Source organism: Agrobacterium sp. MCAB5 (assembly GCF_052114365.1).
In the GTDB taxonomy this organism is placed as follows: domain Bacteria; phylum Pseudomonadota; class Alphaproteobacteria; order Rhizobiales; family Rhizobiaceae; genus Agrobacterium; species Agrobacterium tumefaciens.
Map to the genome: position 1 here is coordinate 604,319 of NZ_JBFREP010000001.1, position 26,798 is coordinate 631,116.

A 26,798-nucleotide genomic window follows, 5' to 3' on the forward strand; every position below is an offset into this window, starting at 1 on the left:
TAGGACAGCCCAAACAACAGGCAAACAGCAAATGACTTTTAAAGACAAGCCGAAGCGTGACGGTGGCAAGACTTTTAGCCGCGACAAGAAGCCGAAAGGCCCCGGCAAGCCCGCCGCAGAGCGTGAAAAGAAACCGGTAGAAGCCAAGGCGGCTCCGGTGCAGGAAGCCGTTATGGGCACCAAGCCAGAGCGCATTTCCAAGATCATGGCGCGCGCCGGCGTTGCCTCGCGTCGCGATATCGAGCGCATGATCATGGAAGGCCGCGTGTCGCTGAACGGCGTCAAGCTGGACACTCCGGTGATGAACGCGACTCTTTCCGACAAGATCGAAGTGGATGGCATGCCCATCCGCGGGGCTGAGCGCACGCGCCTGTGGCTTTACCACAAGCCCGCTGGCCTGGTGACGACCAATTCCGACCCGGAAGGCCGCCCGACCGTTTTCGACAATCTGCCGGGTGAATTGCCGCGTGTGCTCTCCATCGGCCGCCTCGACATCAATACCGAAGGCCTGCTGCTGTTGACCAATGATGGCGGTCTCTCGCGCGTGCTGGAACTGCCGACGACCGGCTGGCTGCGCCGCTACCGCGTGCGCGCCCATGGCGAGGTCGATCAGGCAGCGCTCGACAAGCTGAAGGAAGGCATTGCCGTCGACGGCGTGCTTTATGGCGCTATCGACGCGACGCTCGACCGCACCCAGGGTCACAACGTCTGGATCACCATGGGTCTGCGCGAAGGCAAGAACCGCGAGATCAAGAACGTGCTCGGCGCGCTCGGCCTTGAGGTCAACCGCCTGATCCGTATCTCCTACGGCCCGTTCCAGCTTGGCGATCTGCCTGAAGGCAAGGTACTTGAAGTGCGTGGCCGCATGCTGCGTGACCAGCTTGGTCCGCGCCTCATCGAACAATCCGGCGCCAATTTCGACGCGCCGATCTACGATGCGCCTGTCGCCGACGACGAAGAAGAAAACACGCCCAAGCGCGCGCCCCGGTCCGAATGGGCAAAGAGCGACGCGCCGGAAGGCAAGGCGCGTTTCGACAGGGCTGCCGGCAAACCGGAAGATCGCCGCGAAAAGGCGCTCGGCCGTCTCGACACCAAGCGCGGTGACAAGCCAGCCGGCAAGTTCGGTGGCAAACCTGCCGGGAAATTCGGCGCGAAAACCCGTGGCGAAGAGGATGGCGAAGAACGCCGCCCCGCCCGCCCGCCCGCGGGCACCAGCCGCACGGCCAATGTCTGGATGGCGCCCGGCGCAAAGCCCACCCGTGATGGCAAGGAGCGGAAGTCTTCTGTCCGCGCGGAAGCGGAAAGCCTGTTCAAGAAGGCATCCGCCCAGGCGGAAGCGCGCCGCAACGTCGTCAGGCATGCCGATTCCGAGGGCGAGTGGATCCGTTCGGATTCCCCGCGCGAAGAGGAAGGCGGTCGTGGACGTGGCGACGGCCCGCGCGGTGGAAAGAGCTTTGGAGATCGCGGCGGGAAATCCTTCGGTGACCGCCCGTTCCGTGACAAACCACGTGAAGCGGGAGATCGCCCGCGTGGCGACGGTCCTCGCGGCGAGAAGAGCTTCGGAGATCGCACCGCACGCGGTGGAAAACCGTTTGGCGACCGTCCGTTCCGTGACAAGCCACGTGAGGAGGGTGATCGCCCGCGCAGCGACCGCCCACGCGGCGAGAAGAGTTTCGGAGATCGCACGGCACGTGGTGAGAAACCTTTCGGTGAGCGTCCGTTCCGCGACAAGCCCCGCGAAGACGGTGATCGCCCACGCGGCGACCGGCCTTTCGGTGACAAGCCAAGAGGCGCAAAACCGGGTGGAAAACCCGGCGGCAGGCCCGCATCGGGCAAGCCTTCTTTTGGAAAACCGGGTGAACGTGGCGAACGTTCGGGTTTTTCAGGCAAGGGCAAAGGCCCCGGTGGCGGTAGCGGCCCCGGCGGCGGTAAACCGGGCGGCAAAGGCCCGGGTGGCAAACCTTCTGGTGGCAGGGGAATGACACGTAATGCGGATCGTAGGCGGTGAGTTCCGCGGCCGAAATCTGGCCGCGCCGAAAACAAATTCCATTCGTCCGACAATCGACAGGACACGGGAAAGCCTCTTCAATATTCTAAGCCACGCCTATCCGGAAAGTCTTGACGGTACGCGCGTTCTGGACGTTTTTGCCGGAACGGGCGCGGTCGGGCTGGAGGCGCTTTCGCGTGGCTGTCGTGTGGCGCTCTTCGTCGAAAACGGCGTTGAGGGCAGGGGGCTGTTGTGGGAAAATATCGATGCGCTGGGGTTGCATGGGCGTGCCCGCATCCTGCGGCGTGACGCGACCAAGCTTGGCGGCGTCAACAATATCGAGCCCTTCGATCTCCTGTTCGCCGATCCGCCCTATGGCCAGGGCCACGGGGAGAAGGCATTTGCCGCTGCCCATGCTGGCGGCTGGCTGGCACCCGGTGCGCTCGCCATTCTGGAAGAGCGCGGCGATGTTGTGGTCAATGTCGAGCCGGTGTTCAAACCGCTCGAAAGCCGCATCTTCGGTGACTCGAAAATGCACTTCTACCGCTACGAGCCCTAGAGCATTTCCAGCAAAAACGGCCCCGGTTTCCGTGCGGAAATGCCGCAAAACAAAGAGTTAGCGTGTTTTCGCGATTTGAAGAAAAGCGAAAACGCTCTGACGGCAGCACTTTCCCGTCACGTCACGGTCTTGTCTTGTTTGCCGAATAGGCAGAGGCTTTGCCGTGGAAAGGGTCTTGGGTATTTGGCATGGAGCAGGGTGTAAACGACAGCGTCACAATGGTTCACGCCGGGCAAGAGGCAATCGATGCCAGCCGCGAGAGCGGTCATGAGCCGACATTCGGCCTGGCGCTCGGCGGCGGTGGCGCACGCGGCATCTGCCACATCAACGTTATCGAGGCATTCGACGAACTAGGCATTCGCCCGGTCGCGCTTTCCGGCTCCTCCATCGGCTCCATCATCGCAGCAGGCATGGCGGCCGGCATGAGCGGCAAGGAAATCCGCGAATATACGCTTGAACTCATGGGGCGGAAGGGTTCGGTCGCCAACCGTCTCTGGAGCCTCGGCCCCGCATCCATGCGCCATGCGGTCGATGGCTTTCGTCTTGGCCAGTTCAATCTCGAACTCATTCTGCACGCCTTGATGCCGCAGGCCCTGCCGAAGGATTTTTCCGAACTTGCCATTCCCCTGAAAGTGGTGACCACGGATTATTATGCGCAGACCGAAGTGGTGGTGGAAACCGGCGAGATCATTCAGGCGCTGGCGGCTTCTGCGGCTATTCCGGCTCTATTCATGCCGGTGCGCGTCAACGGCCGCATCATGATCGATGGCGGCATCTTCAATCCTGTGCCCTATGAGCATCTGATGGATCAGGCCGATATCATCGTCGGCATCGATGTGGTTGGCGGCCCTGAAGGTGACGGCACCACCATGCCGAACCGGCTGGACAGTCTGTTCGGCGCCAGTCAGTTGATGATGCAGGCGGCCATTGCCCTGAAACTCAGATTGCGCCCGCCGCATATTTTCCTGCGCCCACCGGTGCACCGTTTCGGCGTGCTGGATTTCCTCAAATCGGAAGAAGTGCTGAACGCTTCCGCCGGGATCAAGGATGATCTGAAACGGCAGATCGAAATGCAGGTGGAACTGTTCCATCGCGGGCAGGGCGTGGAGGCTTGAGCGGTACTCCTTGAGTATTCGCTATAGGCGAGCGCGTGCCGCTTAGTGGGTGACTGCTATTTCACCCTCGTCTTCGTCCTCTTCTTCCTCGCGCTTTTCCACCTTGTTCTTCGGCTTCATCAGTGGCTCGGGTTTCACTTCGCGCACCGGCTTGTTGTGCAGCATCTGCCTGCCGGCGGCGAGCCCTTCCACGGCCTGTAGCTGCAATCTCTCCTCGTCGCGCTCGCGTATGTCGTCGGAAATGGCAAGCGCCCTTTCGCCGTCCATGTCCAACCCTTCCAGAATGCGGCGGCCAAACAGCAGGCCCGATTCCAGCGTCTCGCGGATTTCGTATTCCACGCCCTTTTTCCTGAGATCGAGGGAATGAATGCGGTCATAGGAGCGGGCATAGATGCGCACGCTTGGAAATTCCGACTGGATCATGTCGATGATGCGGTCGGTGACTTCCTTTTTATGGGTGCAGACCGCCACGAGATCGGCGCGCTCTATGCCAGCCGCGATCAACACGTCCTTGCGTGTACCATCGCCAAAAAAGATGCGGAAACCGAAGCGGGAAGCCTGACGTACACGATCGGCCGAACTGTCGATGACAGTCACGTCGCGCCCACCGGCAAGCAGGATTTGCGAGGCGATCTGGCCGAAGCGCGAAAAGCCGATCATCAGCACATCGGCGCCAGCCCCGTCAAAATCCTCGTCCAGCTTGTCCTCATCGGCATCCTCCGCCGTCAGCCGGCGAGAAACCACTGCCAGCAGCGGCGTCAGCGCCATGGAAAGCGTCACGATGGCGACAAGGATGGAAGCCGTCGCCTGCGGAAACAGGCGGGAGGCGGCAGCAGTGGAAAACAGCACGAAACCGAATTCGCCGCCCTGCGCCAGCAGCAGCGCGATACGGCTCGATGCATAACGGGACGAACCGGCGATGCGGCACAGCCCATAGATTACGGCCGCCTTCACAGCCATCATCGCCGGCACGGCGATCAGGATGAGAAGAATGTGCTCGTAGACGATGTTGATGTGCAGCGACATGCCGACAGCCATGAAGAACAGCGCCAGAAACAGCCCGCGAAACGGCTCGATATCGGCTTCCAGCTCGTGCCGATAAGAAGATTCCGACAGCATCAGCCCGGCCAGGAGCGCACCCATGCCCATCGAAAGCCCAACCGCCTCCATGATGGCGGCCGCACCGATGACGACGAAGAGGGCGGCGGCGATCATCACCTCCCGCGCACCCGTGCGGGCGATGATCTGGAACATCGGCGTCAGCAGATAACGCCCGGCCAACACCATGCCAGCCACCGCGACAACGGAGGCGACGAGATCGTAGGCCATCGAATCCGTCGGCACGTCCGGCCGGTTGGAAAGAATGGTGACAAGGGCGAGAAGCGGTACGATAGCGAGATCCTGAAACAGCAGGATCGAGAAGGAGCGGTTGCCATGCCGCGTATTCATGTCGCCATCGTCTTCAAGAATCTGTAACGCAAAGGCGGTGGAGGAGAGTGCAAGGCCGAAACCCGCAACGAGGCTGCCGCGCGCGTCGATCAGTCCGGCCCACCAAGCAATCAATGCCAGCACGCTGCCCGTCACCAGCACCTGCGCCAGCCCCAGCCCTAAAATATCGCGCCGCATCTGCCATATGCGCGATGGCTTGAGTTCGAGGCCGATGATGAAGAGCAGGAAAACCACGCCCAGTTCCGAGACGTTGAAGATATCTTTCGCGTCTGTCACCAGATGCAGGAACGGCCCGATGACGATGCCCGCCACCAGATAACCGAGCACGGTGCCGAGGCCGAGTTTGCGGAAAATCGACGCCGCGATGACAGCGCCGGCCAGAAGCAGCAAGGGTTCGGAAAAGAGAGCGTCGTGCTCGGTCATGCTGGCTGACTTTCGAATATGGTGGCGACAAAGCCTTGTCGATGGAGAAAGCGGCGTTTCGCCCTTGATGCGGGGTTGATGGCACAATAAATGGAACAGGAATGAAAGGCCAACTCATGTCCTCAGAAATAGATTCTTCCAAACTTCTCGATCGCGCCAGCGAGCTTGTCGATCTTGCCCGTGCTGCAGGCGCGGATGAGGCGGATGCCGTCGTCGTCCGCTCTCGCTCGCAATCGGTCGGCGTCCGGCTTGGCAAGGTGGAAAGTACCGAATCCTCCGAAAGCGATGATTTTTCGCTTCGCGTTTTCGTCGGGCGGCGGGTGGCGAGCGTTTCGGCCAATCCCGGCTTCGACCTGAAGACCCTGGCGGAACGGGCGGTGGCCATGGCGAAGGTTTCGCCGGAAGACCCCTTCGCCTGCCTGGCAGACAGGGAGCGGCTCGCAACCTCCTACGACGATCTCGAGCTTTTCGATGCGACCGAGGTCTCTACAGATCAATTGCGTGAGGCAGCGCTCGCCTCGGAAGAGGCGGCGCTTGCCGTCAAGGGCGTCAGCAATTCCTCAGGTGCTGGCGCATCGAGCGGCATGGGCGGCCTCGTCCTTGCCACCTCGCACGGTTTTTCCGGCAGCTACATGGGCAGCCGTTTCAGCCGTTCCGTCAGTGTCATCGCCGGCGAGGGCACGAAGATGGAGCGCGACTACGATTTCGACAGCCGCCTCTATTACGCCGATCTGGATGCAGCCGAAGAGATCGGCCGCCGCGCCGGCGAAAAAGTCGTGCGGCGGGTCGGCCCGCGTCAGGTCGATACCGGCAGCAATATTACCGTGGTTTTTGATCCCCGCATCGCGCGCGGTTTCGTCGGCGCCATTGCCGGCGCGATCAATGGCGCTTCAGTTGCCCGCAAGACCAGCTTCCTGCGCGACAGGATGGGGCAGCAGGTTCTGAAAAAGGGCCTTTATCTGACGGACGATCCGCAGATCGTTCGTGGTCCATCGTCGCGTCCTTTCGATGGCGAGGGTGTCCGGGGAGAGAAGATGACGATGATCGAGGACGGGGTGCTGAAGCATTGGTTCCTCTCCACCTCGGCAGCGCGTGAACTCGGCCTTGAAACCAACGGTCGCGGCGTGCGCGGTGGCACTTCGGTATCGCCGTCCTCAACCAATCTTGCGCTGGAGCCAGGCGATATTTCGCCGGAAGATCTGCTGAGGGACGTCGGAACCGGCTTTTACGTCACCGAACTGATTGGCCATGGCGCCAATATGCTCACCGGTGAATATAGCTGCGGTGCGAGCGGTTTCTGGATCGAGAATGGTGAAAAATCCTTCGCGGTTTCCGAGGTCACCATCGCTTCGAACCTGAAGGACATGTTCATGCGTGTCACGCCGGCTAACGATATCGACCGCAAATATGGTGTAGCAGCACCGACGCTTGCTATCGAAGGCATGACGATCGCGGGCAAGTGAGGCGACCCGCGGGTTGTTTTCGCCAGCACTTTGTGTGCAAGTGCGAAGGGAAAAACAGGCGCGCCGTATGAGGCGCGCGGAAAAGACGGCAAAATGAACGATATGGCTGAGGCCCGCTGGGCTTCCGATCTGAGGCTGGTCCTCGAAGCCGCACGCAAGGCGGGCGAGACGGCCCTCGGTTTCTTCCGCAAGGACCCCGAGGTCTGGTGGAAGAATGGCGGGCTTTCACCGGTCAGCGCGGCCGATTACGCGGCAAACGAAATTCTTGAAACCATCCTGCGTACCGCCCGGCCGGAATATGGCTGGCTGTCGGAAGAGACGGATGACGATACGACAAGGCTGGCCCGCTCCACCGTCTTTGTCATCGATCCCATCGACGGAACGCGCGCCTTCATCGGTGGACGGGATACCTGGTGCGTCAGCGTCGCGGTGGTGCATGAGGGGCGACCGGTCGTTGCCGCCCTTGTCGCGCCTGCACTCGCAGAGGAATTCACCGCACTTGAAGGCGGCGAAGCGCTGAAGAACGGCAAGCCGATTTCAGCCGCCCGCGAGAACACCGGCGTCTTCCATCTGGCCGCACCGGAAGACGTGATTACGCATCTGCCGGAAGAGGTGCGCAGCACCGTCAAGCGCATTCCGCATGTGCCCTCGCTCGCCTACCGGCTGGCGATGGTGGCGGATGGCCGCATCGATGGAACGCTGGTCAAGGCGAACTCGCACGAGTGGGATCTGGCCGCCGCAGACCTGATCCTCGAAAGGGCAGGCGGCAGTCTGGTCGGACTTGATGGAAAACCCCTGATGTATAATCGCCGCGAGGTAAACCACCCCGCATTGTGCGCTGCAGCAGAATATGCGCTTCCCGCGCTTTTGAAAGCGTTTTCACATCTGTCCGATGGTTGACGTTTGCCCGGAAATCCCGCAGATGAGGGGCTCTCAGAGCTTAAGAAAGAGACAAGACATGACGGAATCTGGCAAACAGAAACAGCTGCTGCACCTTGTGTTCGGCGGCGAACTGGAAAATCTTCAGGATGTTCAGTTCCGGGATTTGAATGCGCTCGATATCGTCGGCATCTATCCTGACTACGCTTCCGCGCTGACCGCGTGGAGATCCAAGGCGCAGATGACTGTTGATAACGCCCATATGCGTTATTTTATCGTGCATATGCACCGTCTTCTCAATCCCGACGATAAAAATTGAGTCCTTTTGCCCTTGCGTTGTAATACTATTGGGTGAAGGCGAGTTTTCCCGTGATTCCTGCCCGGAATGGAAGGCAGGAAATTCGGTTGCGAGAAAACGTGATCGCGCTTTTGTTTCCGATGATAAAAAATGACGCAATTTGAGAAGAAGTAGGCGGCGATAGCAACAAAGAACAGGGGCAGGGCATTGCGCGGAATGATCAAGGGCAGAATGTCATGAGCAGCCGTATCGCACGTTTCGCTCTTTCCGGTTACAGGATTGCCGGTATCGCCGCTTATCCGTTTGCACGGCCTTATCTTTCCTATCGGGCCGCAAAGGGCAAGGAAGACAAGCGCCGCCGTCTAGAACGTTTCGGATACGCCAGCGCGGAGCGCCCCCGTGGCCCGCTCGTCTGGTTCCATGCCGCAAGTGTCGGCGAAACGCTCGCCCTCATTCCGCTGATCCGCGAAATACGCAAGCGCGATATCTTCGTGCTTCTGACCACAGGCACCGTCACCTCGGCCGAGCTGACCCGTACCCGGCTTGGCGATGATGTGATCCACCAATATGTGCCGCTCGACATCAAGATCGCGGTCAACCGTTTCCTCGCCTACTGGGCACCGGATGCCGCCATCACCGCTGAATCAGAAATCTGGCCGGTGACGATGATGGAGCTGGAGCGCCGGCACATTCCGCAGATCCGGGTCAATGCGCGGCTCTCAGACCGTTCCTTCGACCGCTGGAACAACCGGCACGACATTGCGGAATCGCTGTTCTCCAAGCTGGCGCTGGTGGTTGCGCAATCCGATGTCGATGCCGAACGCTTCCGTGATCTCGGCTCCTGGCCGGTGGTGATATCCGGCAACCTCAAGGGCGATACGGATCCGCCGCCTTGCGACGAAGCTCTGCTCGAGCACTATCGCAGGCAGATCGGCCCCCGCAAGACATGGGCGGCGATCTCCACCTTCGACGGTGAAGAGAAGGCAGCAGCCACCGTGCATGCGGCGATCAAGTCGCGCAACGGTCAATTGACCATCATCGTGCCGCGCCACCCCGAGCGCGGCGACGACGTGGAAGCCATGCTGAAGGGCATGGGGTTGACCGTGGCGCGCAGAAGCCGCAACGACGTGATCACACCGGAAACCGATATCTTCCTCGGGGATTCCATTGGCGAAATGGGGCTTTACCTCAGGCTCACCGAACTTGCCTTCGTCGGCCGTTCGCTGACGGCCGAGGGTGGGCAGAACCCGCTGGAGCCGGCAATGCTGGGCTGCGCCGTACTGTCAGGCGCGCATGTACAGAATTTCCGCGAGGCCTATCAGAAGCTGATCCGCGCCGGCGGCGGGCGCATCGTCCGCGATGTCGAGATGCTGGCCAAGGCGGTGCATTACCTTCTGGTCAACGACAATGAACGCTACAAGATGATCGATGCCGGCAACCGGGTCATTCAGGACATGCGCGGCGCGCTTTCCGCCACCGTCAAGGCGCTGGAGCCCTACATCAACCCGCTCACAGTCACCGCCAAGCTGCAACCGCGGAGTGCCATCGGTTCATGGTAGCGGATATGGAGATTGATGCGACCAAATCGATTGCCGCAGTCCTTTTCGACAAGGACGGTACGCTGTTGGGTTATGACGCAAGCTGGGGGCCGGTGAACCGCGAACTTGCGGCGATTGCGGCCAAGGGCGATCCCGTTCTTGCGGACCAGCTTCTCGCCGCCTGCGGCATGGATCCGGTTACCGGGCATGTGGTGCCCGACAGTCTTTTGGCTGCCGGCAATACGGCGGAGATAGCTGCCGGTCTCGTCGCCGCCGGTTCGCCTTGCGATGTCGTGGAGTTGACTGCGCGGCTCGACCGGCTATTCACCGAGGCAGCGGATAAATCCGTGCCGGTCACCGATCTCAAGGCATTTTTCGCAAGGCTAAAGGCACGCGGCTACAAGCTTGGCATCGCCTCCAGCGACAACGAAAAATCCATCCGCCAGACGGCGATCCGTTTCGGTTTCGAAAGCGATGTCGATTTCGTTGCCGGTTATGACAGCGGCTACGGCACCAAGCCGCAACCCGGCATGGTTCTCGGTTTCTGCGACGCGATTGGTCTTGCGCCTGCGCGCGTGGCAGTGGTCGGCGACAATAATCATGATCTGCACATGGCGAGAAATGCCGGCGCAGGATTGCGCATTGCCGTTCTCACCGGAACCGGCTCGCGCGAAAGCCTTGGCGCCGACGCCCATTATTGTTTCGATGATATTACCGCGCTGGAAACCCTGCTTCCGGAACGCGTTGTTTAGGTCATGTCCCCGCAGTGCGCGCCACTTGTCGCACAAGATGGGAAGAGACGAGCTGCGCATGTATAGCCGGGTTTTGCAATTCAGGGTTTTTTCTGGCAAATACCCATGTGACTTATCGAATTTAAGCGCAATGCCGTGGGTGATGCGGCCGGGAGCAGGCATATATGGTTTCTGAAGCGCCGCCTTTCTGGTGGCAGAAAGCAGGCTGGCAAGCCTGGCTGTTATCACCGTTTTCCCTTCTCTACGGCAATGTTGCCGGCCGGCGGATGCGCACGGCAAAACGGGCGAGCGTTCCGGTTCCGGTCATCTGCATCGGCAACTTCACCGTTGGTGGTGCCGGAAAGACGCCGACCGCAATGGCAATCGCCCGAGCCGCCACCGCAAAGGGCCTGAAACCCGGCTTCCTGAGCCGTGGTTACGGCGGCACACTTGATGTCACCACCCTCGTCGATCCCGCGCAGCACCGCTCCGCTGATGTCGGCGATGAACCCCTGCTGCTTGCCCGCGAGGCGGTGACGGTCATCTCCCGCAAGCGGGTGGAAGGTGCACATCGGCTGGTGAAGGAGGGCGTGGATCTCATCATCATGGATGATGGCTTCCAGAGCGCACGCCTGACATTGGATTATGCGTTGGTCGTTATCGATACGGTGCGTGGCATCGGCAACGGCCATCTTGTGCCGGGCGGCCCGGTCCGGGCGCCGCTTGCCGAACAGATGCGGCATATGACCGGACTCTTGAAGGTCGGTAACGGCCATGCGGCCGATCCGCTGGTCAGAACCGCGGCAAAGGCCGCCAAACCGGTTTTCGTCGCGGCGATAAAGCCGCAGGAACCGCAGGATTTCAGGGGAAGGCGCGTGCTGGCCTATGCTGGTATCGCCGATCCCGCCAAGTTTTTCCGAACCGTCGAGGGGCTTGGTGGCGAAATCGTGCTGCAGCGCTCCTTTCCTGATCATCACCATTTCAGCGATGACGAGATCGCCGATCTTCTGCAGGACGCGGATAAGGAAAACTTGCAGCTGGTGACAACGGCCAAGGACGCCGTGCGTCTTAACGGACACCATGGCCGTGCGGAAGAATTGCTGTGGAACAGCCTGGTGATCGAGGTCGACATGGTGTTCGACGATCCCAATGCGGCCACAACGATCATCGAGACGGCGGTGCGGAACTGCCGCGCCCGTTTGCTGCGAGAAAATGCGCGGACGTCAATTTAGAGCATCTCGTAACGCAAGCCGCCGGGCACTCACCCCCTCATTCCTGTGCTTGTCACAGGAATCCAGCCGACGTGTGTCTGCGCGGCCAAAAGACACCTTTCAGCCCAAGGACTTTGGCTGGCTGGATCCCTGTGACAGGCACAGGGATGAGGTTGGAGAGGTAAGCAGCCCTCAGCGCGAAAAGAAGAATTCGCACACGCGGCCATTTCGGGCGTGCTTCCGCGCCTGATCAGGCGGGCAAATTACCAGCCTTGCGCTCTGCCTCCAGTGAGGCGCTGGCATCCACATAGGCTTCCTGCCGGGCGACGCTCCAGTAGCGCAGCTCGTCGACCGGAATGGTCTTGCCGGTGATGGCGCATATGACATGCGAGCCGGTCTGCACGATCCGGAAGTCACCGTCGAGATATTCGATGACGGCGATGCGGTTTCCGCCTCCCTCAAATCTGTTCATCCGTTTTCGTCTCCTGCTATGTCCTGTCAGTGCATCCAGCCCAAAACGGCGTAGCGTTCTCCTGAACAATCCGGATGCTCCAGTCCCTTGAATTTATATCGCTGAGCTACGCCCAAGGCCAGCCCTGCCTGCTGCCCCCGGGTTAAGGCTCAGCTTCGGCCGAAGAGACGTTCTATATCGGAAAGTTTTAGCTCAATATAGGTCGGACGACCGTGATTGCACTGTCCTGAACCCGGCGTGTTTTCCATCTGCCGTAAAAGCGCGTTCATCTCCTCCGGCCGCATGCGCCGCCCTGAACGCACCGAGCCGTGGCAAGCCATGGTAGCGGCGACATATTCCAGCTTGTTGGCAAGCGTGGAGGCAGCGTCCCATTCAGCGATCTCGTCGGCAAGCTGCCGCACCAGCCCCTGCACGTTAACCTCGCCAAGCATCGCCGGCGTTTCGCGAACCGCGACCGCCCCCGGCCCGAAACGCTCGATGACCAGTCCCAGCGCATCGAAACCAGCCGCATGGTCCATCAGCCTGTCGCAATCCTCTTCGGGAAGGTCGATGATCTCAGGAATGAGCAGCACCTGTGAAGGCGGGCGTCTGGAATGCAGCGCATTGCGCATTTCCTCAAACACGAGCCGTTCATGCGCCGCATGCTGGTCGACGATGACGAGGCCGTCTTCCGTCTGCGCGACGATGTAATTCTGGTGCAACTGCGCCCGCGCGGCGCCGAGCGGATATTGTGACGGTTCCAGCGACGGGCTTGCAGAGGCCTCGTAAACCTCGCTGGGTTCTGCCCGCGCGGTCGGCATGGTGATGTCGGAAAAGCGCGATTGCACGGCCTCGGCAAATTGCATGTTCCCGGAAACGGCAAGCGGTCGGGAAGGCGAGGCCGCGGCGGACCATGTCGCAGCGGCAGACGGTCGGAGATTGGACGGGCTGTAGCCGGGGCGAAAGGCGTTCATCATCTGGCTGGCACCAGTCGTCGCCGCCCTGTCACCGTCACGAGTCAGCGCCTGGCGGATCGCACCGACGATCAGTCCGCGAACGAGGCCGGGATCGCGAAAGCGCACATCTGATTTCGCCGGATGCACGTTCACGTCGACAAAGGCGGGATCGAGCGTCAGGGACAGCACTGCGACCGGATATCGCCCGTGCGGTACGGTTTCGGCATAGGCACCGCGAATGGCGGACAACAGCAATTTGTCCTGCACCGGGCGACCGTTGACGAAGACATATTGATGCGCCGAGTTGCCGCGGTTGAAGGTCGGCACGCCGGCAAAACCGGAGAGCGTTACATCCTCGCGCCCGGCATCGATTTCGATGGCGTTGTCCTTGAACTCGGCACCGAGAATCTGCGCCATGCGGGCAAGGTGATCGTCGCCGGTGGAGGGGATTTCAAGCGTGGAGCGGTCGGTGCCTGACAGCACGAAGCGGATATGCGGAAAGGCAATTGCCATCCGCTTGACGACTTCGGTAATGGCGGCTGCCTCCGCTCGCTCCGTCTTCAGGAATTTCAGCCGTGCGGGCGTCGCGAAAAACAGGTCGCGCACCTCAACGATGGTGCCGGCATTGGCAGCGGCGGGCCGGACCTCGGAGACTTTGCCGCCGGTGACGGAGATCACCGAACCCTGCTCTGCGCCGTGTTGCCGGCTGGTGATGGAAAGCTTGGCAACCGAGCCGATGGAGGGCAGGGCCTCACCGCGAAAGCCAAGCGTGCGGATATCGTCAAGCGTGGTGGATATTTTCGAGGTGCAATGGCGTCGGACCGCAAGCTCCAGATCGGCAGGCGACATGCCGGAGCCGTTATCGGTGATGCGCACCAGTCCCTTGCCACCGCCCGCCGTGGCGATTTCGATGCGCGTTGCGCCCGCGTCGATGGCGTTTTCCACCAGCTCCTTCGTGGCGCTGGAGGGTCTTTCGATGACCTCGCCGGCGGCGATCTGGTTGATGAGGGTTTCTGAAAGCTGCTTGATGGCCATGATCATCATTTTCGCGGATTCGTCACGGCTTCGAAAGCAAAAAACTCAAGTCGTGAAAGTTTGCACATGTTTTGCGGCCTGCCCGGCGTTTGATCATTTCCGTTCAACGTCAGGTTAAGCGTTAATCCGCCTTTAATCGGCCTTGCATATGGTGAGGCGGCTTGAAATGACTGCAGGAACGAGGCCCCCCTTCGCCGGGTGGTGTGACGTCGTATATGGGTGAACGTCATCTTCCCCTCAAGACTGCTTCAAGTAGCGAACCCTGATGTCTCTTTTGCGGAATTTACCGTTTCATCCCGGCATTTGCCTCGGACGATTCCAATAGAAACATAAGCCTGACCCTGAAAACAGGTGGGAGTTTGCAGTTGAGTGATTTGGCGTCCTCCGGCGCGGGCGTTCATACAGTGATGCTTGATGCCCTTTGCGACGCGCTTGGCGCGGCGATCGTCGTTTACGACCGGAACGATCACATCGTTTTCGCAAGCCGGAAGCTTTTGAGTTTTTTTCCACTGCAAGAGGCCGTTATCGGGCCGGGCGCGCGGCTGCGCGACTATCTGAGCGCGCTTTACGATTGTTATCTTCTGGAAGCGGAAAGCCTGTCCGCCAATGCCCGGCAGCTGGGACGCGAGGAATGGATCGGCGAGCGGCTGGCGCTGCACTGGAAGGAAAGGTCTGAAAAAACCGAGCGGCTGAAGGGGGAGCGCTTCCTGCGCTTCGTCATGAACCGCCTGCCTTCCGGGCTGGGCATCAGCGTCGTTGCCGATATTTCCGAACAGAAGAAAAGAGAAGAACAGTGGCGCATCGACCTCGAACGCGTGCAGCTGATCGAAGACATTCTCGACAATCTGCCGTTTCCGGTCCTCGTCAAGGACCGGAACCTCGCCTATGTCGCCGTAAATAAAGCCGCCTGCACCATGGTCGAGACCAGTGCAGAGAGCATTCTCGGCCGCACGGTTTTCGATCTGCATTCGCGCCAGGTCGCAGGCCGGATCGACGCTGCCGATCGCATGGTGCTGGACAGCGGCACGCCGAGCATCCTTCCCGAAAGGGTGAGGCGCGCGAATGGTGAAGAGGTGCTGACGATTACCCGCAAGCAGCGGGTGGGTCGGCCTGGCCGGCATTTTCTGGTCACGACGATGGAGGACGTGACCGCGCTCGCCACCATCGACGCGAACGGCATGCCCGTCATCCCCTCGCTCGAACATGTCGATTTCGTCGCCTCCACCTATGGCAAGGATGAAGATCGCGATTCCGCCGGCGGTCTGCTGAAAAGCAAAGCGGTGCTGGTGGTTTCCGGAAACGGGCGCTTTGCCGAAGCCGCCTGCCACCGGCTGGCCGCGAGCGGCATGGATCATGCCGTGGTGAGGAGCGAGGAAGAACAGCGTAGTTTCATCGATATCGCCGCTTCCGCAGGCGTCGGCATCGATGTCGTCGTCGTCGACGCCCAGATGAGCGTCACATGCCTCGATATCGCGGCCGCGCATGACCTGCCGGTCGTCACCATCGAGGAAGAGGAGATCGATGCTTCGCTGCTGCATTATCTCGCCGTCGGGCTCAAATCGTCTCCGAAGCAAAAATCCTCCGACGAGGACTGGGAGATCATGACCGAGGACCTGCCCAAAATCCTCAAGACCGGCGGCGTCTGCGAGATACTTCTCGTTGAGGACAACAGGGTCAACCAGATCGTCTTCTCACAAATCCTTGAGGGATTGGGGCTGTCCTGGCGGCTTGCCACGTCGGGTGAGGAGGCGTTGCGTCTTTTTGAGGAGCAGGCACCGTCCGTCGTCCTGCTCGACACCACGCTTGGCGATATCGACGGTTTTGAGGTCGCCCGCCGTATGCGTGCACTGGCCGGCGACGAGCGCATTCCCATCGTCGGCGTCATCACCCACGCTTTCGAGGGCGATCTCGACAAATGCCTGGCGGCGGGCATGGAAGACATGCTGCTGAAACCCGTCAGTCCCGATATGGTCGATGCCGTTTTCCTGCGCCTTTTCGGCAAGGATGCCCTGCGGCTGCAAGCCTGAAGCTCCTCCATTTCAGCTTTTTGTGTTCGAGCCGCTGGCATTGCGGAGACGCCGCCGCATTTTCGGTGCGCGGTTCTATGGCTTTTTTAATACTTGCCCTGCATTGTGATCGCGGTCGACACGGGATTCACGAGATGCAGGAATGAAACGGGCAGAGCCGCAGGCGTTGCACGTCAGCCAGAACGAGCTGCAGGCGATGGCTTACAGCGATCCGCTGACGGGGCTTGGCAATCGTTACCGTTTGCGGGACAAGATCCGCATGCTCGCCAGCGAGCGTTCCAGCGATCCCGCGCCCTTCACCGTCGGCATTGCGAATATTGACGGCTTCAAACCCATCAACGATCTTTTCGGCGTGCAGGCGGGCGACGAGATTTTGTGCCAGGTCGCGCATCGGCTGAAGGCTTGCATTCCCGATGGCGCCGCCGTGACGCGCCATGATGGCGACGAGTTCGCCTTCGTGCTGCCGCTGGTATTCGAACGCACCGGCGCAGAGCGCATAGGCAACATGATCAAGGACGTGCTTTCTGCGCCTTACGATCTCGGCGACCGCAACGTCCGGCTTTCCTCCTCCTTCGGTTTTGCCATCTATCCCTTCGCCGGCGATGATTTCGAGGATTTGCTGAAAAGCGCCGAGACCGCGCTTTACCGCTCCAAGCGCCGTGGTCGTGGACAGATAACGGTCTATTCGCGCGAGATTGCGCAGGAAATGAAGCGCGCCACCCAGCTGGAACAGGCGTTGCGTAACGCCATCATCACCGATGCGATCGACGTGCATTTCCAGCCCATCGTCAGGCTGGAAGAAGCGAAGGTCATCGGTTTCGAGGCACTCGCCCGCTGGAACGACCCCGATCTCGGTTTCGTGTCGCCCGCCGTTTTCGTGCCGCTGGCCGAAGAACGCGGTTTCATCGACGCGCTGTCGGAAGCGCTGCTGAGGAAGGCGGCGGAAGCGGCGCTGTTCTGGCCGCGAGAGCTTTTCCTGTCCTTCAATCTGTCGTCCGCGCAATTGATGGACCCCGGCACAGCGGATAATATTCTGTCCATCCTGTCGCGTGTCGGCCTTGATCCGCACCGGCTGGAGCTTGAAATAACCGAAACCGCTGTCATGACTTCCGCCGATACCGCGCAGCGCATCATCAGCGAATTGCAGGGTGCGGGTGTTCGTATCTCTCTTGACGATTTCGGCACCGGCCAGTCGAGCCTTGGCCGCCTGCGCGACTTTACCTTCGACAAGGTCAAGATCGACCGCGCCTTTGTCTCCCGCATCAGCAGCGACCGTCCTTCGGAACATATCATCAAGGCCATCGTCGCCATGTGCGAAGGGCTTGATCTCGAGGTCGTCGCGGAGGGTATCGAGGAGCAGGCGGAAGAGGAAAAACTGCGCGCGCTCGGCTGCGCTATGGGGCAGGGCTATTTTTACGGCCGCCCCGCCGATGCCGCCGCCACGCAGCGTTACCTTCACGAAAACTATCGCGAGATCCTGTCGGATATTCCCTGAGAAATGGAGTGGCCTTGCACATAAGGCTGTAGGGACCTCCCCAACCTCATCCCTGTGACGAACAGGAATTAGAAGGCGGCACGCGCCGCGCTTCACAACCGGTAGAGCGGCTCGAACCTGCCCTTCACCTCAATCCCGAGCTCGAATGTCTTTCCGTGCTGCGGATTGGCGGCAATGGCGTCGTCGTCAAGATTTTCGCGGGCGGATGTGATGAGAAGGCGCGACGCATCGGGGCCGATGAAGGCCGGGCAGGTGGTCTGTCCCGCTGGCACCAGATAGCGTTCGATGTGGTTGCCGTCGGCATCGTAACGATCGACCGCACCCATGCCCCAGCGGGCGTTCCAGATATGTCCTTCCGCATCGCAGACCGATCCGTCTACGCCACCGTCGATGCCGGCGGTGTCAATGAACACCTCTGCCTTGCCGGTGGGAAGTCCCGTCTCGGCATCGAGCGGCACCTTCATCAGCTCGTTGACCTTGGTGTCGACGTAATATCCGGTCGTGCCATCGGGCGAAAAGCAGATCGAATTTGGAATGCTGACATCGGCAAACAGCTTGGTCACGGTTCCCCTGGCAACGTGGTAGATGCTGCCCGCGCCGATTTGCGCCTTGCGGCCCATGGTGCCGATCCACAGCGCGCCCGAGGGATGCATACGCCCGTCATTGGAGCGGTTGTCGGGCATGTCCTTTTCAAGCTCCGCATGCAGCGTCAACACGCCGGTTGCCGTATCGCGAAGGAAAAGGCCGTCATCGGAGGCGATCAATTGCTTGTGGTCGCTGATTTTCGCCAGTGCGCTGCCCATGAAGGGCAGGGCGTGCACCGTTTTGCGGCCGGAGGCGAGATGCAATTCATGCAGTTCGCGCCCGATGATATTGAACCACCAGGCCGTGCCGGTCGCCGGGTCGAAAGTCGGGCCTTCGCCAAGCGTCATCGGCGTTTCGTCAAGAACACGTCCGGCAAAGGGAAAAACGGTCGCCATGCTTTTATCCTCCAATTGCTGCATCATAGGCCGAAAGTGTGACGATGGCGCGCTCGCGCACCTCCGCGGCCGTCATGCCGGGCTTGTAGAGACTGGTGCCAAGCCCGAAAGCGAGGATGCCGGCGTTGGTATAGTCGGCGAAATTCTTGTCCGAGACGCCACCAACGGCGGCAATGACCAGATCCTTGGGCAGGATCGTCCGGATCGCATTGATGCCGGCCGGGCCGATGATGCTGGCGGGAAAGAACTTCAGCCCGGTTGCCCCGGCTTTTGCGGCAACCAAAGCCTCGGTCGGAGTCAGAACGCCCGGCATCGTCACCATGCCCTTGACGCGCGCGGCGGTGATGACGTCGGCATCGGCGTTGGGGCTGACCATCAGCTTGCCACCGGCGGCGTCCAGCGCATCCACGTCTTCCGTGCTGAGCACGGTGCCGGCGCCGATCAGGCAATCGGCGGGCGCCATCTTCGCGGCGATCTCGATCGAGCGGAACGGATCGGGCGAATTGAGCGGGATTTCGATGGCGCGGAAGCCGGTCTCGATCAGCGCGCCGACGACGCCTTCGGTTTCCTCGGGTTTAAGGCCGCGCAGGATGGCGATCAGCGGATATTTCATGGCGGGGAAGGGGATACGCATGGTGGGTCTTTCGTCCTTGAGCGGGATGGCGAAAAGCGTGAGCGGTTTTCGCCTGGAATTCCGCTCCACTGAATAATCTATGACCAGATGGCATTTGCGGCGGCTAACAACCCGCGCCGAACGGCCTCGTCTGCGTCGATGACAGTATATTGAATCTCAAGGGCTGCGAATGCACCCTCGTAAAGCGCACCGAGCGCGCCGGAGCCGATCAGCACCACCGGCGTGTCCCGCCGTACGGAGGAATGCGCACCGGCGATTTCCAGTCCGATCATGATGCCGGAAAGCTTGGCCTTGGCGTCTGTCGCGGTGAGGCCGTGCAGCAATTGTCCGGAGCGCAGGGTGAACAGACGGTTGGTGGCGAGCTGCGGATTGGCATAGACGTCACGCACCGCCGCCCTGAATACCTCGTGCTCGCCGGTAAAGGCTTCGGCTTCCGCCACCGCATGGGAAAGGATGGTCTGTTTCGATATGACCTCAAACAGCTCACCGGTCATGAAGGTGGCAAAGCCCGTCACGTCGCTGCCATCCACCGTTACCCATTTGGAATGGGTGCCGGGCATGCAGACCAGCTTCCTGCCGCCACCGGCGGAGCTGAGTGCACCGAGCAATTGCGTTTCTTCGCCGCGCATCACATCAGGTGCGTTTTTGTCCCGCTGCGCCAACCCCGGCAGAATGCGGACGTCCCGCTCCTGACCCGGCACGCGCACCGCACCATCGAGAACCGCTGAAAGCGATGCAGGCACGTCGATATAACCGGCCTCCACCCAGCCCTGCCGCGCACCTGCCATGCCGCAGATAAGAACCGGCAGTTTTTCCGGTGCGCCGATGGCATCGAGATGCGATTGCAGCACCTCTGTAAAGCCGGTCCGCATGGCCGTCGTCATGCCTTCAGCACTTCTGCGCTCAGCCAGCACCGCGCCGGACCGGCTGAGCAGCCAGAGCCGGAAACTGGTAGTGCCCCAGTCGACGGCGATAAAAGCGGGTTCAGACATTATAACAGGCCTCCGTCTACGATTATGGATTGCGCGGTGATCGCGCTCGATGCCGATGATGCGAGAAACAGGCACGGACCCACCAGATCGGCGGCGACAAGCGTGCGCTTGAGACATTGCCGTGCCGTGGTCGAGGTGACGTCGTCGTCCGTCAGCCACAATTCTTTCTGCCGTTCCGTCACGATCATGCCCGGCAGCAACGTGTTGACGCGGATATTTTCCGGCCCCAACCGTCCGGCCAGGCTTTTCGTCAGGCCGATGATGCCGGCCTTGGCTGCCGCATAAGAAGGAAGCTCGCCCATGTTCAGCAAAAACGAAATCGAGGAGAAATTGATGATGGCTGCGTCCTGCGCTTGCCGCAGATGTGGCAAGGCGGCCTGAACCGTGAAGAACATCTGCTTGAGATTGACGGCCTGATTGGCATCCCAATAGGCTTCTGTGACGGTATCGATGTCGTGGCGGTCGTCCCATGCGGCATTGTTGACGAGCACCTTGATGCCGCCGGTTGCAGCTGCTGCCGCCTCCACGCTCTGCCGGGTCGCCGCAATATCGCGCAGGTCGGTCTTGAAGAAATGGACCGGATGGCGTGCGGCATGAGCAAGCCGCGCAACGAGCGCCACACTCGGCTCTTCGGCGATGTCGATGAACGCGACCCTTGCGCCCTGCGCCGCAAAGGCCTCCACCAGCGATGCCCCGATGCCGGAGCCGCCGCCGGTGACGAGCACGCCCGCGTCCTTGAGGTCAGGGAAATGGGCTTGCATCATCGACATCGTCTCGTCCAGTGAGGGGCTTGATTGTTCCATTATTTGGAACTAGATTTTACTAAGTGGAATTATTCTCTTGGCCATAGGCTTATGTCAAGACAGATGACGGTGGATGTTGCCATGCTCGATCACAAAAACCCAAATGACAGCGAGCATGAGGTGGTTCCTGCCTTGGATCGAAAAAAGGAAAGCGTAACCGGCACGCTCGGTAAGGCCGTCTCGCTTCTGGAGCTTATCGCCCTTGCCGAAAAACCGATGCGCTTCACCGACGTTGTCGAGGCTTGCGGCCAGCCGCGCGGCACGGTGCACCGCCAGCTCGCCCATCTCGTGGCCGAAGGTCTGGTCGATCATGTCGCCGACCAGACCTATGTCGTGGGTCTAAGGCTGCTGCAATTGGCCGCCAAGGCCTGGAGCAGCAATGATCTGCGCAGCGTTGCCGCGCCGCATCTGGCGGCGTTGCAGGAGGCGACGCAGGAATCCGTGCATCTTGCCGTTCTGAACGGCGGGCAAGTCACCTACCTGGACAAGATGGAGGGCAAGCATACTTTGCGCATGCATTCGCAGGTGGGCAAGACATCACCCGCCTATTGCACAGGGGTGGGCAAGGCCGCGCTGTCAATGCTTTCCCCTGACGATCTCGCTGCACTTGCCGCAGAGCTGGACTTCCACCGCTTCACGCAAAATACGATCGTAACCCCGCAAATGCTGGGGCAGGATGTGGCCGCCATTCGCAGCAATGGCTACGGTTTCGACCTTCAGGAGCATGAAATCGGCATTCACTGCGTTGCCGCGCCGGTAATGGCGCCGGGGCGCAATTTTCTCGCGGCGATTTCCGTCACCGGCCCAGCCTATCGCGTGGATGTGGAGCAACTGCGGAAATGGGGTCCTCTGGTGCGCGAAACGGCCGATCAAATTTCGGCGGAACTTGCCTGCAGATTATCTCCGGTTGCGAATGGTTGAGAAAAATGGATGCGTGAAGCTGTTGGTTTCCGCTTCAAAAACGGCAGATCGCGCGGCGATGCGTGTAAGTGAAATCTTATTTTCGATTATTCGGAATTAAGTTTCAACTTTTGTTTGCATGAATCATTTTGGCGAGTAACATCCGCGCAATTTCCGCACGAAGGCAGGCCTTTGCGGCGGTATTTTCTCTTTTTTGAAGAACCGCTTCATGCAGAAAACAGAGACGGCCGCCGTTCAGTCGATTGGTGTTGATTGCGTTCGCGAGATCGCCGGTCTCAACACGCAATTTGATATATTCCGGTTTTTGAAACGGCTGACGGAAGCCTGGGGATTCAAGGCCTTCATGGTGCTTGACCTGTCGGCCGAAATGGCGAGCGAATTGTCGCAATGCACCATCATCACCAGCTGGCCGGCCGAGCTTTTGCAGCGTTATGATGAAGAGGGCATGCTGCAGAGAAGCCGGGTTATGGCGCAGTTGAAGAAATCGACCACACCCTTTTCCGTCTCCCTGGATTTTCTGGTTAGCGGCGACGAAAACGCGCCGAAGAAACCGGTCATCGGACTTTTTGAGCGGTTCGATATGATCAATTCGGTGTGGTTTCCCGTTCACGACATCACCACGATGCGGGGAGCGGTGTCCTTTTCCGGTAACAAAACGACTTTGCCCACCAGCCAGCTAGCGGAACTTTTTTACATTTCCAGCCACATCTTTGCCCGGCTATCTGAAATCCGCCGCCTTGATCTGCGGGTTCCCGAGACATTGAACGAGCGCGAGATAGATTGTCTGAACTGGACGGCCGCCGGCAAGACCAGCGCCGAGATCGCTGAAATCATGATGCTCTCGGAACATACCATCAATCACTACCTGAACCGTGCGACGAAAAAACTCGATACTGTCAACCGCACCCAAGCCGTCGCAAAGGCGCTCCGTGTCGGTCTGATTAAATAGCGAAACCGCAAATTTATCATTGTGATAAATGGGTTCCTGGGCGATCCTTCTTTCGAATCACCGGGAAGGAGAAATCGTTTGCCGGAACGGCATAGGATAAAAGCGGGGTTTTCTCCGACTGTCGATTGCGCCGTACTGATAGCCGCTGCCGAAAAAGGCTTTGCTGCCGACGAAGGCGTAGAACTGGAACTCATCCGAAAACAATCCGCGCGCGCTGTGCTTGCAGCACTTGGCGAGGACGAGGTTCAGATCGCCCATTTGCCTGCCGCGGTTCCCGTCGGTTCCGCGGTTGGCCTCGATGACCTGCCGGCCGATATTGTCGGCGTCTTCACTCTTTCCCTTGGCGGATCGGCAACGACCGTTTCGCACGGATTTTTCGACGAGCTTTACCGGGAGGGCATGAAGCTGCCGGACCCGGCCGCGTTCGGGCGGGCGATGGCCCGTGTCTGTTCCGCGCGCCGGGCGGCGGGTGAAAAACCGCCGGTCTTTGCGATCGAGGATATCGTGTCCACGCCGTTTTATGCGTTGCGTTATCTGCTCGGAAGCTGCGGTGTGCTGCTCGGCCGCGACATGGAAATCGTCGAAGCCCTGCCGAAGGCTATGCCGGCACTTTTGGAAAGCGGCAAGGTCGATGCGCTCTGTACCGCCGAACCGGCGGGCAGCGCTGTGGTGCTGGGTGGCGGCGGGCGGATCGTCACCACGGGAGCGCTGATCTGGCACAATGCGCCTGAAAAGATACTGGCCGTGAAGCGGCCCTGGGCGGAAGAGAACGCCACTGTGCTGGAAGGCTTGCTGCGTTCGCTTTATCGCGCCGGCGAATGGTGCGCCAACTCCGCCAATATCGAGGAACTTACCGGCATTCTTGCCGCCCCCCATTATATTGACGAGAACGGCGAATTCCTGCTTCCGGCGCTGACGGGCTATATTTCCACTTCGCAAAGGGACATGCAGCGTTTTCAGGAGTTTTTCGTAACAAGCGCCAAGGCCGCCAATTTCCCCTGGCAAAGCCAGGCGCTGTGGTTCTTCAGCCAGATGTTGCGCTGGGGCGAGGTCCCCCCCGATCGCCGGTTCGATGCAGCCGTTGTGGAGGCCGCGCGCAATGCCTATCGGCCGGATATCTTCCGCAAGGCGATGAAGCCGCTTTTCGTGCCGGTGCCGGGCGCGAACCTGAAGCTGGAAGGCACGTTGCGGGAGCCGGTCCATGTCGGGGCGTCACGCTCGGGTCTTGTCCTCGGCCCCGACTGTTTTTTCGATGGTCGGGTTTTCGATCCGGAAACGCTTGATATGGACGACGAAATCTGAAGTCTGCGAATAAACCGTCGCGGTGATCCGCTGTTTGCGGTTTGGCATTGGCGAACGGGCCGCGTTTGTCTATGGATGGCGCGGAATGCAGCCCATATCCGGCGGGATGATGTAGCGGAGTAAACATATGGCAGAGGTCAGCAAGCACCAGGTCGAAACGGCTTTGGAGGCAGTCATCTATCCGGGCAGCGGCAAAAGCATTGTGGCGCTTGGCATGGTCTCGGAAATCTTCATCGCCGACGCGAAAGCCTATTTCTCTATTACCGTCCCGGCCGACAGGGCAGCCGACATGGAGCCGTTGAGGCTTTCGGCTGAACAGGCCGCCAAGGGGGTTCCGGGTATCGCCGGTGCTGTCGTCGCGCTGACAGCGGATCGCAAACCCGGCACACAACAACCCGCACCGGCGCGCCCGGCGCCGGCACCGGCGCGCCCTGCGGCTGCAACCGGCCGGCCGGCCGCGCAGCCCGGCTCGTCGAAGGTCGGCGTTCCCGGCGTCGGCGCGATCATCGCCGTTGCCTCGGGCAAAGGCGGGGTCGGCAAGTCCACGACCGCCGTCAACCTGGCGCTGGGCCTACAGTCGCTGGGCCTCAAGGTTGGCATGCTCGACGCCGACATTTACGGCCCCTCGCTGCCACGACTGCTGAAGATTTCAGGACGCCCGCAGCAGCAAGAAGACCGCATCATCATTCCCATGGAAAATTACGGACTGAAGGTCATGTCCATGGGATTTCTGGTGGATGAGGAAGCGGCGATGATCTGGCGCGGGCCGATGGTTCAGTCCGCATTGATGCAGATGTTGCGTGAAGTCGCCTGGGGTGAACTCGATGTGTTGGTTCTCGACATGCCGCCTGGCACCGGCGACGCGCAACTCACCATCGCCCAGCAGGTGCCGCTCGCCGGCGCCGTCATCGTCTCCACGCCGCAGGATCTGGCGCTGATCGACGCGCGCAAGGGCATCACCATGTTCCGCAAGGTGGAAGTGCCGCTGCTCGGCGTCGTCGAGAATATGAGCTACTTCATCGCACCGGATACCGGCGCGCGTTATGATATTTTCGGCCATGGCGGTGCCAAGGCAGAGGCTGAGCGGATTGGCGTGCCGTTCCTCGGCGAAGTGCCGCTCACCATTTCCATCCGTGAAATGTCTGATGCCGGAACGCCGGTGGTTGCCGCCGAGCCGGATGGTCCGCAGGCCGCCATCTACCGCGATATTGCGGAAAAAGTCTGGGCCCGCATCGGTGCGGGCGAAAGAAAAGCCGCCCCGAAAATCGTTTTCGAATAACGTACCGGTTGCGGAAGAAAAAAAGGCCGGGCGGTCGCCCTGCCTGGATATATTTTAAAAACAATATGTTAACTGGTGGCTTCGGGAAAGGCCGATGCATTTGAACGCCAGAGATGCATCGCCTGCAATGCTGTCGCGAGAAAATATTGCTTGATTGGGTCTCGCTTTGGGAGCATAGCCCTGCGCCGTTTGGTTCTTGGTCCGTCAGTCCGGCGGGATGTGAAAATCCCGCTCGTTCCTGTGTTCCCTGAAGTGTTGTCCAAAGGTTTGCCGACCTTGAACAGGATATGTTAAGCAGCATTGCGCTGAAGCCAGCGATGCGGACCGGAGAAACGGATTGATAAAAGCCTATCGCGCCAACTGCGAGGCGATCAGCCTGTCGCCAGACGACGGCCGTGAACAGATTCCCGACGATATCGTCTGGATCGACCTTATCAATCCGACGAGGACGGAAGAGCAGTATGTTGAAAAACTGCTGGGGCTTGAGCTGCCCACCCGCGAGGATTTGAAGGATATCGAACCTTCCAGCCGCCTTTACATGGAAGATGGCAACGTCTTCATGACCGCCTCTCTGGTTTGGAAGGCAGATTCCGACGGTCCGCGCCTGACAGATGTCGCCTTTATTCTTGCCGGCAAGCGCCTTGTGACGATCCGTTATGCCGAGCCGAAATCATTCCACCTCTTCACCGCCGCCATTACCCGCGTGCCGCACGAGATGCGCAGCGGCACCGCGCTGTTGCTGAAACTGCTGGAAACCATCGTCGATCGCACGGCGGAAATTCTCGAAAACTCGGTGGCAGGCATCGACAATCTCGCCGCCGATCTTCTCGGCAGCCAGGCGCGCAGCAAGCGCAAGGCGCCGCGTTATCTGGAAGACCGACTGACGAACATTGCCGCCTATCACCGGCTGATCTCCAAGGTTCGCGACAGCCTTGCTTCCCTTGCACGCCTGCAGACTTTCCTGTCCACAAGTGCACAGGTCCAGCAGGACAAGGAAGCGAGGGAACAGAGCAAATCGATCGGTCGGGATATCCAGTCGTTGAGCGAACATGCCTCCTTCGTTTCCGGCAATCTGACATTCCTGCTGGACGCTTCTCTCGGCATCATCAACATCGAGCAGAACGGTATCATCAAGATTTTCTCGATCGCGTCGGTCGTGTTCTTGCCGCCCACTCTGGTGGCGTCGGTTTACGGAATGAACTTTCAGCTCATGCCGGAGTTGAACTGGACGTTTGGCTATCCACTCGCGCTCGTCGTCATGCTGATGTCGGCAATCATCCCGTTTCTCTTTTTCCGTTGGAAGGGCTGGCTCTAAGGAGCC

Annotated in this window: 23 protein-coding genes; 16 read left to right on the plus strand and 7 right to left on the minus strand. The window is 60.2% G+C overall.

The features are described 5' to 3' along the window. Positions 1-31: 31 nt before the first annotated feature. The 3 genes from AB4Z23_RS02925 (at position 32) to AB4Z23_RS02935 (ending at position 3,661) form a co-directional block, all read left to right on the plus strand. Entirely contained in the window at positions 32-2,008 is a 1,977-nt protein-coding gene (locus AB4Z23_RS02925; protein ID WP_441359991.1) for a pseudouridine synthase, read from the plus strand. Then, on the plus strand, positions 1,989-2,546 hold the full coding sequence (gene rsmD, locus AB4Z23_RS02930) for a 16S rRNA (guanine(966)-N(2))-methyltransferase RsmD (RefSeq protein ID WP_004432183.1): 558 nt from the start codon (positions 1,989-1,991) through the stop codon (positions 2,544-2,546). The genes AB4Z23_RS02925 and rsmD overlap by 20 nt, the downstream gene beginning before the upstream one ends. A gap of 188 nt (positions 2,547-2,734) precedes the next feature. Next, positions 2,735-3,661 (plus strand): patatin-like phospholipase family protein, encoded by a 927-nt coding sequence (locus tag AB4Z23_RS02935; protein WP_013635561.1) that lies wholly within the window; start codon positions 2,735-2,737, stop codon positions 3,659-3,661. A gap of 42 nt (positions 3,662-3,703) precedes the next feature. On the opposite strand, the gene AB4Z23_RS02940 is transcribed toward AB4Z23_RS02935, so the two are convergent. Then, entirely contained in the window at positions 3,704-5,533 is a 1,830-nt protein-coding gene (locus AB4Z23_RS02940; protein WP_421477893.1) for a monovalent cation:proton antiporter-2 (CPA2) family protein, read from the minus strand. Positions 5,534-5,649: 116 nt separating this feature from the next. On the opposite strand from AB4Z23_RS02940, the gene AB4Z23_RS02945 reads away from it, so the two are divergent. The 6 genes from AB4Z23_RS02945 (at position 5,650) to lpxK (ending at position 11,674) form a co-directional block, all read left to right on the plus strand. Further along, positions 5,650-6,996 (plus strand): TldD/PmbA family protein, encoded by a 1,347-nt coding sequence (locus AB4Z23_RS02945; RefSeq protein ID WP_065658307.1) that lies wholly within the window; start codon positions 5,650-5,652, stop codon positions 6,994-6,996. A 93-nt stretch (positions 6,997-7,089) separates the two neighbouring features. Then, positions 7,090-7,896 (plus strand): 3'(2'),5'-bisphosphate nucleotidase CysQ, encoded by an 807-nt coding sequence (locus AB4Z23_RS02950; RefSeq protein ID WP_004432172.1) that lies wholly within the window; start codon positions 7,090-7,092, stop codon positions 7,894-7,896. 58 nt (positions 7,897-7,954) lie between these two features. Further along, the gene (locus tag AB4Z23_RS02955) at positions 7,955-8,194 is read left to right on the plus strand and encodes a DUF4170 domain-containing protein (protein WP_019564234.1); all 240 of its coding nucleotides are present in this window, start codon (positions 7,955-7,957) and stop codon (positions 8,192-8,194) included. 215 nt (positions 8,195-8,409) lie between these two features. Beyond that, positions 8,410-9,732 carry a lipid IV(A) 3-deoxy-D-manno-octulosonic acid transferase gene (waaA, locus tag AB4Z23_RS02960; protein WP_013635565.1) on the plus strand — a complete coding sequence of 441 codons (1,323 nt, stop codon included), beginning with the start codon at positions 8,410-8,412 and terminating at the stop codon, positions 9,730-9,732. Then, positions 9,726-10,463 (plus strand): HAD family hydrolase, encoded by a 738-nt coding sequence (locus tag AB4Z23_RS02965; protein WP_065688038.1) that lies wholly within the window; start codon positions 9,726-9,728, stop codon positions 10,461-10,463. Before waaA ends, AB4Z23_RS02965 begins: the two co-directional genes overlap by 7 nt. A 164-nt stretch (positions 10,464-10,627) precedes the next feature. After that, positions 10,628-11,674, plus strand: coding sequence for a tetraacyldisaccharide 4'-kinase (gene lpxK, locus AB4Z23_RS02970; RefSeq protein ID WP_003519054.1), 1,047 nt, complete (start codon positions 10,628-10,630; stop codon positions 11,672-11,674). 229 nt (positions 11,675-11,903) lie between these two features. Here the strand turns inward: lpxK and AB4Z23_RS02975 are convergent, their stop codons facing one another. Together AB4Z23_RS02975 and mutL are read right to left on the minus strand one after the other, a co-directional pair. Next, positions 11,904-12,125: a DUF2093 domain-containing protein gene (locus AB4Z23_RS02975; protein WP_003519053.1), complete on the minus strand. Its 222-nt coding sequence runs from the start codon at positions 12,123-12,125 to the stop codon at positions 11,904-11,906. 149 nt (positions 12,126-12,274) lie between these two features. Next, the gene (gene mutL, locus AB4Z23_RS02980) at positions 12,275-14,095 is read right to left on the minus strand and encodes a DNA mismatch repair endonuclease MutL (protein WP_080799292.1); all 1,821 of its coding nucleotides are present in this window, start codon (positions 14,093-14,095) and stop codon (positions 12,275-12,277) included. Between the two features lie 407 nt (positions 14,096-14,502). Between mutL and AB4Z23_RS02985 the strand changes: the two genes are divergently transcribed. Next, positions 14,503-16,122 carry a response regulator gene (locus AB4Z23_RS02985; protein WP_049790311.1) on the plus strand — a complete coding sequence of 540 codons (1,620 nt, stop codon included), beginning with the start codon at positions 14,503-14,505 and terminating at the stop codon, positions 16,120-16,122. Between the two features lie 142 nt (positions 16,123-16,264). Continuing rightward, positions 16,265-17,617 (plus strand): putative bifunctional diguanylate cyclase/phosphodiesterase, encoded by a 1,353-nt coding sequence (locus tag AB4Z23_RS02990; RefSeq protein ID WP_003519050.1) that lies wholly within the window; start codon positions 16,265-16,267, stop codon positions 17,615-17,617. Between the two features lie 92 nt (positions 17,618-17,709). Here the strand turns inward: AB4Z23_RS02990 and AB4Z23_RS02995 are convergent, their stop codons facing one another. The 4 genes from AB4Z23_RS02995 to AB4Z23_RS03010 all read right to left on the minus strand — a co-directional run bounded on the left by AB4Z23_RS02995 (position 17,710) and on the right by AB4Z23_RS03010 (position 20,993). Then, the gene (locus AB4Z23_RS02995) at positions 17,710-18,597 is read right to left on the minus strand and encodes an SMP-30/gluconolactonase/LRE family protein (protein ID WP_421477894.1); all 888 of its coding nucleotides are present in this window, start codon (positions 18,595-18,597) and stop codon (positions 17,710-17,712) included. Positions 18,598-18,601: 4 nt separating this feature from the next. After that, a complete protein-coding gene (locus AB4Z23_RS03000) occupies positions 18,602-19,231 on the minus strand; it encodes a 2-dehydro-3-deoxy-6-phosphogalactonate aldolase (protein ID WP_026330617.1) in 630 nt (209 codons plus the stop codon). Between the two features lie 77 nt (positions 19,232-19,308). Continuing rightward, entirely contained in the window at positions 19,309-20,223 is a 915-nt protein-coding gene (locus AB4Z23_RS03005; protein WP_112673269.1) for a 2-dehydro-3-deoxygalactonokinase, read from the minus strand. After that, entirely contained in the window at positions 20,223-20,993 is a 771-nt protein-coding gene (locus AB4Z23_RS03010; protein ID WP_111783295.1) for an SDR family NAD(P)-dependent oxidoreductase, read from the minus strand. Before AB4Z23_RS03010 ends, AB4Z23_RS03005 begins: the two co-directional genes overlap by 1 nt. An 84-nt stretch (positions 20,994-21,077) precedes the next feature. On the opposite strand from AB4Z23_RS03010, the gene AB4Z23_RS03015 reads away from it, so the two are divergent. The 5 genes from AB4Z23_RS03015 to corA all read left to right on the plus strand — a co-directional run bounded on the left by AB4Z23_RS03015 (position 21,078) and on the right by corA (position 26,792). Further along, on the plus strand, positions 21,078-21,947 hold the full coding sequence (locus AB4Z23_RS03015) for an IclR family transcriptional regulator (protein WP_025592617.1): 870 nt from the start codon (positions 21,078-21,080) through the stop codon (positions 21,945-21,947). A 208-nt stretch (positions 21,948-22,155) separates the two neighbouring features. Then, entirely contained in the window at positions 22,156-22,896 is a 741-nt protein-coding gene (locus AB4Z23_RS03020; RefSeq protein ID WP_025592618.1) for a helix-turn-helix transcriptional regulator, read from the plus strand. A gap of 78 nt (positions 22,897-22,974) precedes the next feature. Further along, positions 22,975-24,198, plus strand: a complete 1,224-nt coding sequence (locus AB4Z23_RS03025; RefSeq protein WP_003519038.1) for a CmpA/NrtA family ABC transporter substrate-binding protein — start codon at positions 22,975-22,977, stop codon at positions 24,196-24,198. A 127-nt stretch (positions 24,199-24,325) separates the two neighbouring features. Then, positions 24,326-25,477, plus strand: coding sequence for an Mrp/NBP35 family ATP-binding protein (locus tag AB4Z23_RS03030; RefSeq protein ID WP_421477895.1), 1,152 nt, complete (start codon positions 24,326-24,328; stop codon positions 25,475-25,477). 337 nt (positions 25,478-25,814) lie between these two features. Then, positions 25,815-26,792: a magnesium/cobalt transporter CorA gene (gene corA / locus AB4Z23_RS03035; protein WP_065661583.1), complete on the plus strand. Its 978-nt coding sequence runs from the start codon at positions 25,815-25,817 to the stop codon at positions 26,790-26,792. Positions 26,793-26,798 lie beyond the last annotated feature (6 nt).

Excerpts from the sequence above, each read along its gene's own strand:
- AB4Z23_RS02925 (WP_441359991.1), top strand. The coding sequence starts at position 32 with ATGACTTTTAAAGACAAGCCGAAGCGTGACGGTGGCAAGACTTTTAGC.
- rsmD (WP_004432183.1), top strand. The coding sequence starts at position 1,989 with ATGCGGATCGTAGGCGGTGAGTTCCGCGGCCGAAATCTGGCCGCGCCG.
- AB4Z23_RS02935 (WP_013635561.1), top strand. The coding sequence starts at position 2,735 with ATGGAGCAGGGTGTAAACGACAGCGTCACAATGGTTCACGCCGGGCAA.
- AB4Z23_RS02940 (WP_421477893.1), bottom strand. The coding sequence starts at position 5,533 with ATGACCGAGCACGACGCTCTCTTTTCCGAACCCTTGCTGCTTCTGGCC.
- AB4Z23_RS02945 (WP_065658307.1), top strand. The coding sequence starts at position 5,650 with ATGTCCTCAGAAATAGATTCTTCCAAACTTCTCGATCGCGCCAGCGAG.
- AB4Z23_RS02950 (WP_004432172.1), top strand. The coding sequence starts at position 7,090 with ATGAACGATATGGCTGAGGCCCGCTGGGCTTCCGATCTGAGGCTGGTC.
- AB4Z23_RS02955 (WP_019564234.1), top strand. The coding sequence starts at position 7,955 with ATGACGGAATCTGGCAAACAGAAACAGCTGCTGCACCTTGTGTTCGGC.
- waaA (WP_013635565.1), top strand. The coding sequence starts at position 8,410 with ATGAGCAGCCGTATCGCACGTTTCGCTCTTTCCGGTTACAGGATTGCC.
- AB4Z23_RS02965 (WP_065688038.1), top strand. The coding sequence starts at position 9,726 with ATGGTAGCGGATATGGAGATTGATGCGACCAAATCGATTGCCGCAGTC.
- lpxK (WP_003519054.1), top strand. The coding sequence starts at position 10,628 with ATGGTTTCTGAAGCGCCGCCTTTCTGGTGGCAGAAAGCAGGCTGGCAA.
- AB4Z23_RS02975 (WP_003519053.1), bottom strand. The coding sequence starts at position 12,125 with ATGAACAGATTTGAGGGAGGCGGAAACCGCATCGCCGTCATCGAATAT.
- mutL (WP_080799292.1), bottom strand. The coding sequence starts at position 14,095 with ATGGCCATCAAGCAGCTTTCAGAAACCCTCATCAACCAGATCGCCGCC.
- AB4Z23_RS02985 (WP_049790311.1), top strand. The coding sequence starts at position 14,503 with ATGCTTGATGCCCTTTGCGACGCGCTTGGCGCGGCGATCGTCGTTTAC.
- AB4Z23_RS02990 (WP_003519050.1), top strand. The coding sequence starts at position 16,265 with ATGAAACGGGCAGAGCCGCAGGCGTTGCACGTCAGCCAGAACGAGCTG.
- AB4Z23_RS02995 (WP_421477894.1), bottom strand. The coding sequence starts at position 18,597 with ATGGCGACCGTTTTTCCCTTTGCCGGACGTGTTCTTGACGAAACGCCG.
- AB4Z23_RS03000 (WP_026330617.1), bottom strand. The coding sequence starts at position 19,231 with ATGCGTATCCCCTTCCCCGCCATGAAATATCCGCTGATCGCCATCCTG.
- AB4Z23_RS03005 (WP_112673269.1), bottom strand. The coding sequence starts at position 20,223 with ATGTCTGAACCCGCTTTTATCGCCGTCGACTGGGGCACTACCAGTTTC.
- AB4Z23_RS03010 (WP_111783295.1), bottom strand. The coding sequence starts at position 20,993 with ATGTCGATGATGCAAGCCCATTTCCCTGACCTCAAGGACGCGGGCGTG.
- AB4Z23_RS03015 (WP_025592617.1), top strand. The coding sequence starts at position 21,078 with ATGTCAAGACAGATGACGGTGGATGTTGCCATGCTCGATCACAAAAAC.
- AB4Z23_RS03020 (WP_025592618.1), top strand. The coding sequence starts at position 22,156 with ATGCAGAAAACAGAGACGGCCGCCGTTCAGTCGATTGGTGTTGATTGC.
- AB4Z23_RS03030 (WP_421477895.1), top strand. The coding sequence starts at position 24,326 with ATGGCAGAGGTCAGCAAGCACCAGGTCGAAACGGCTTTGGAGGCAGTC.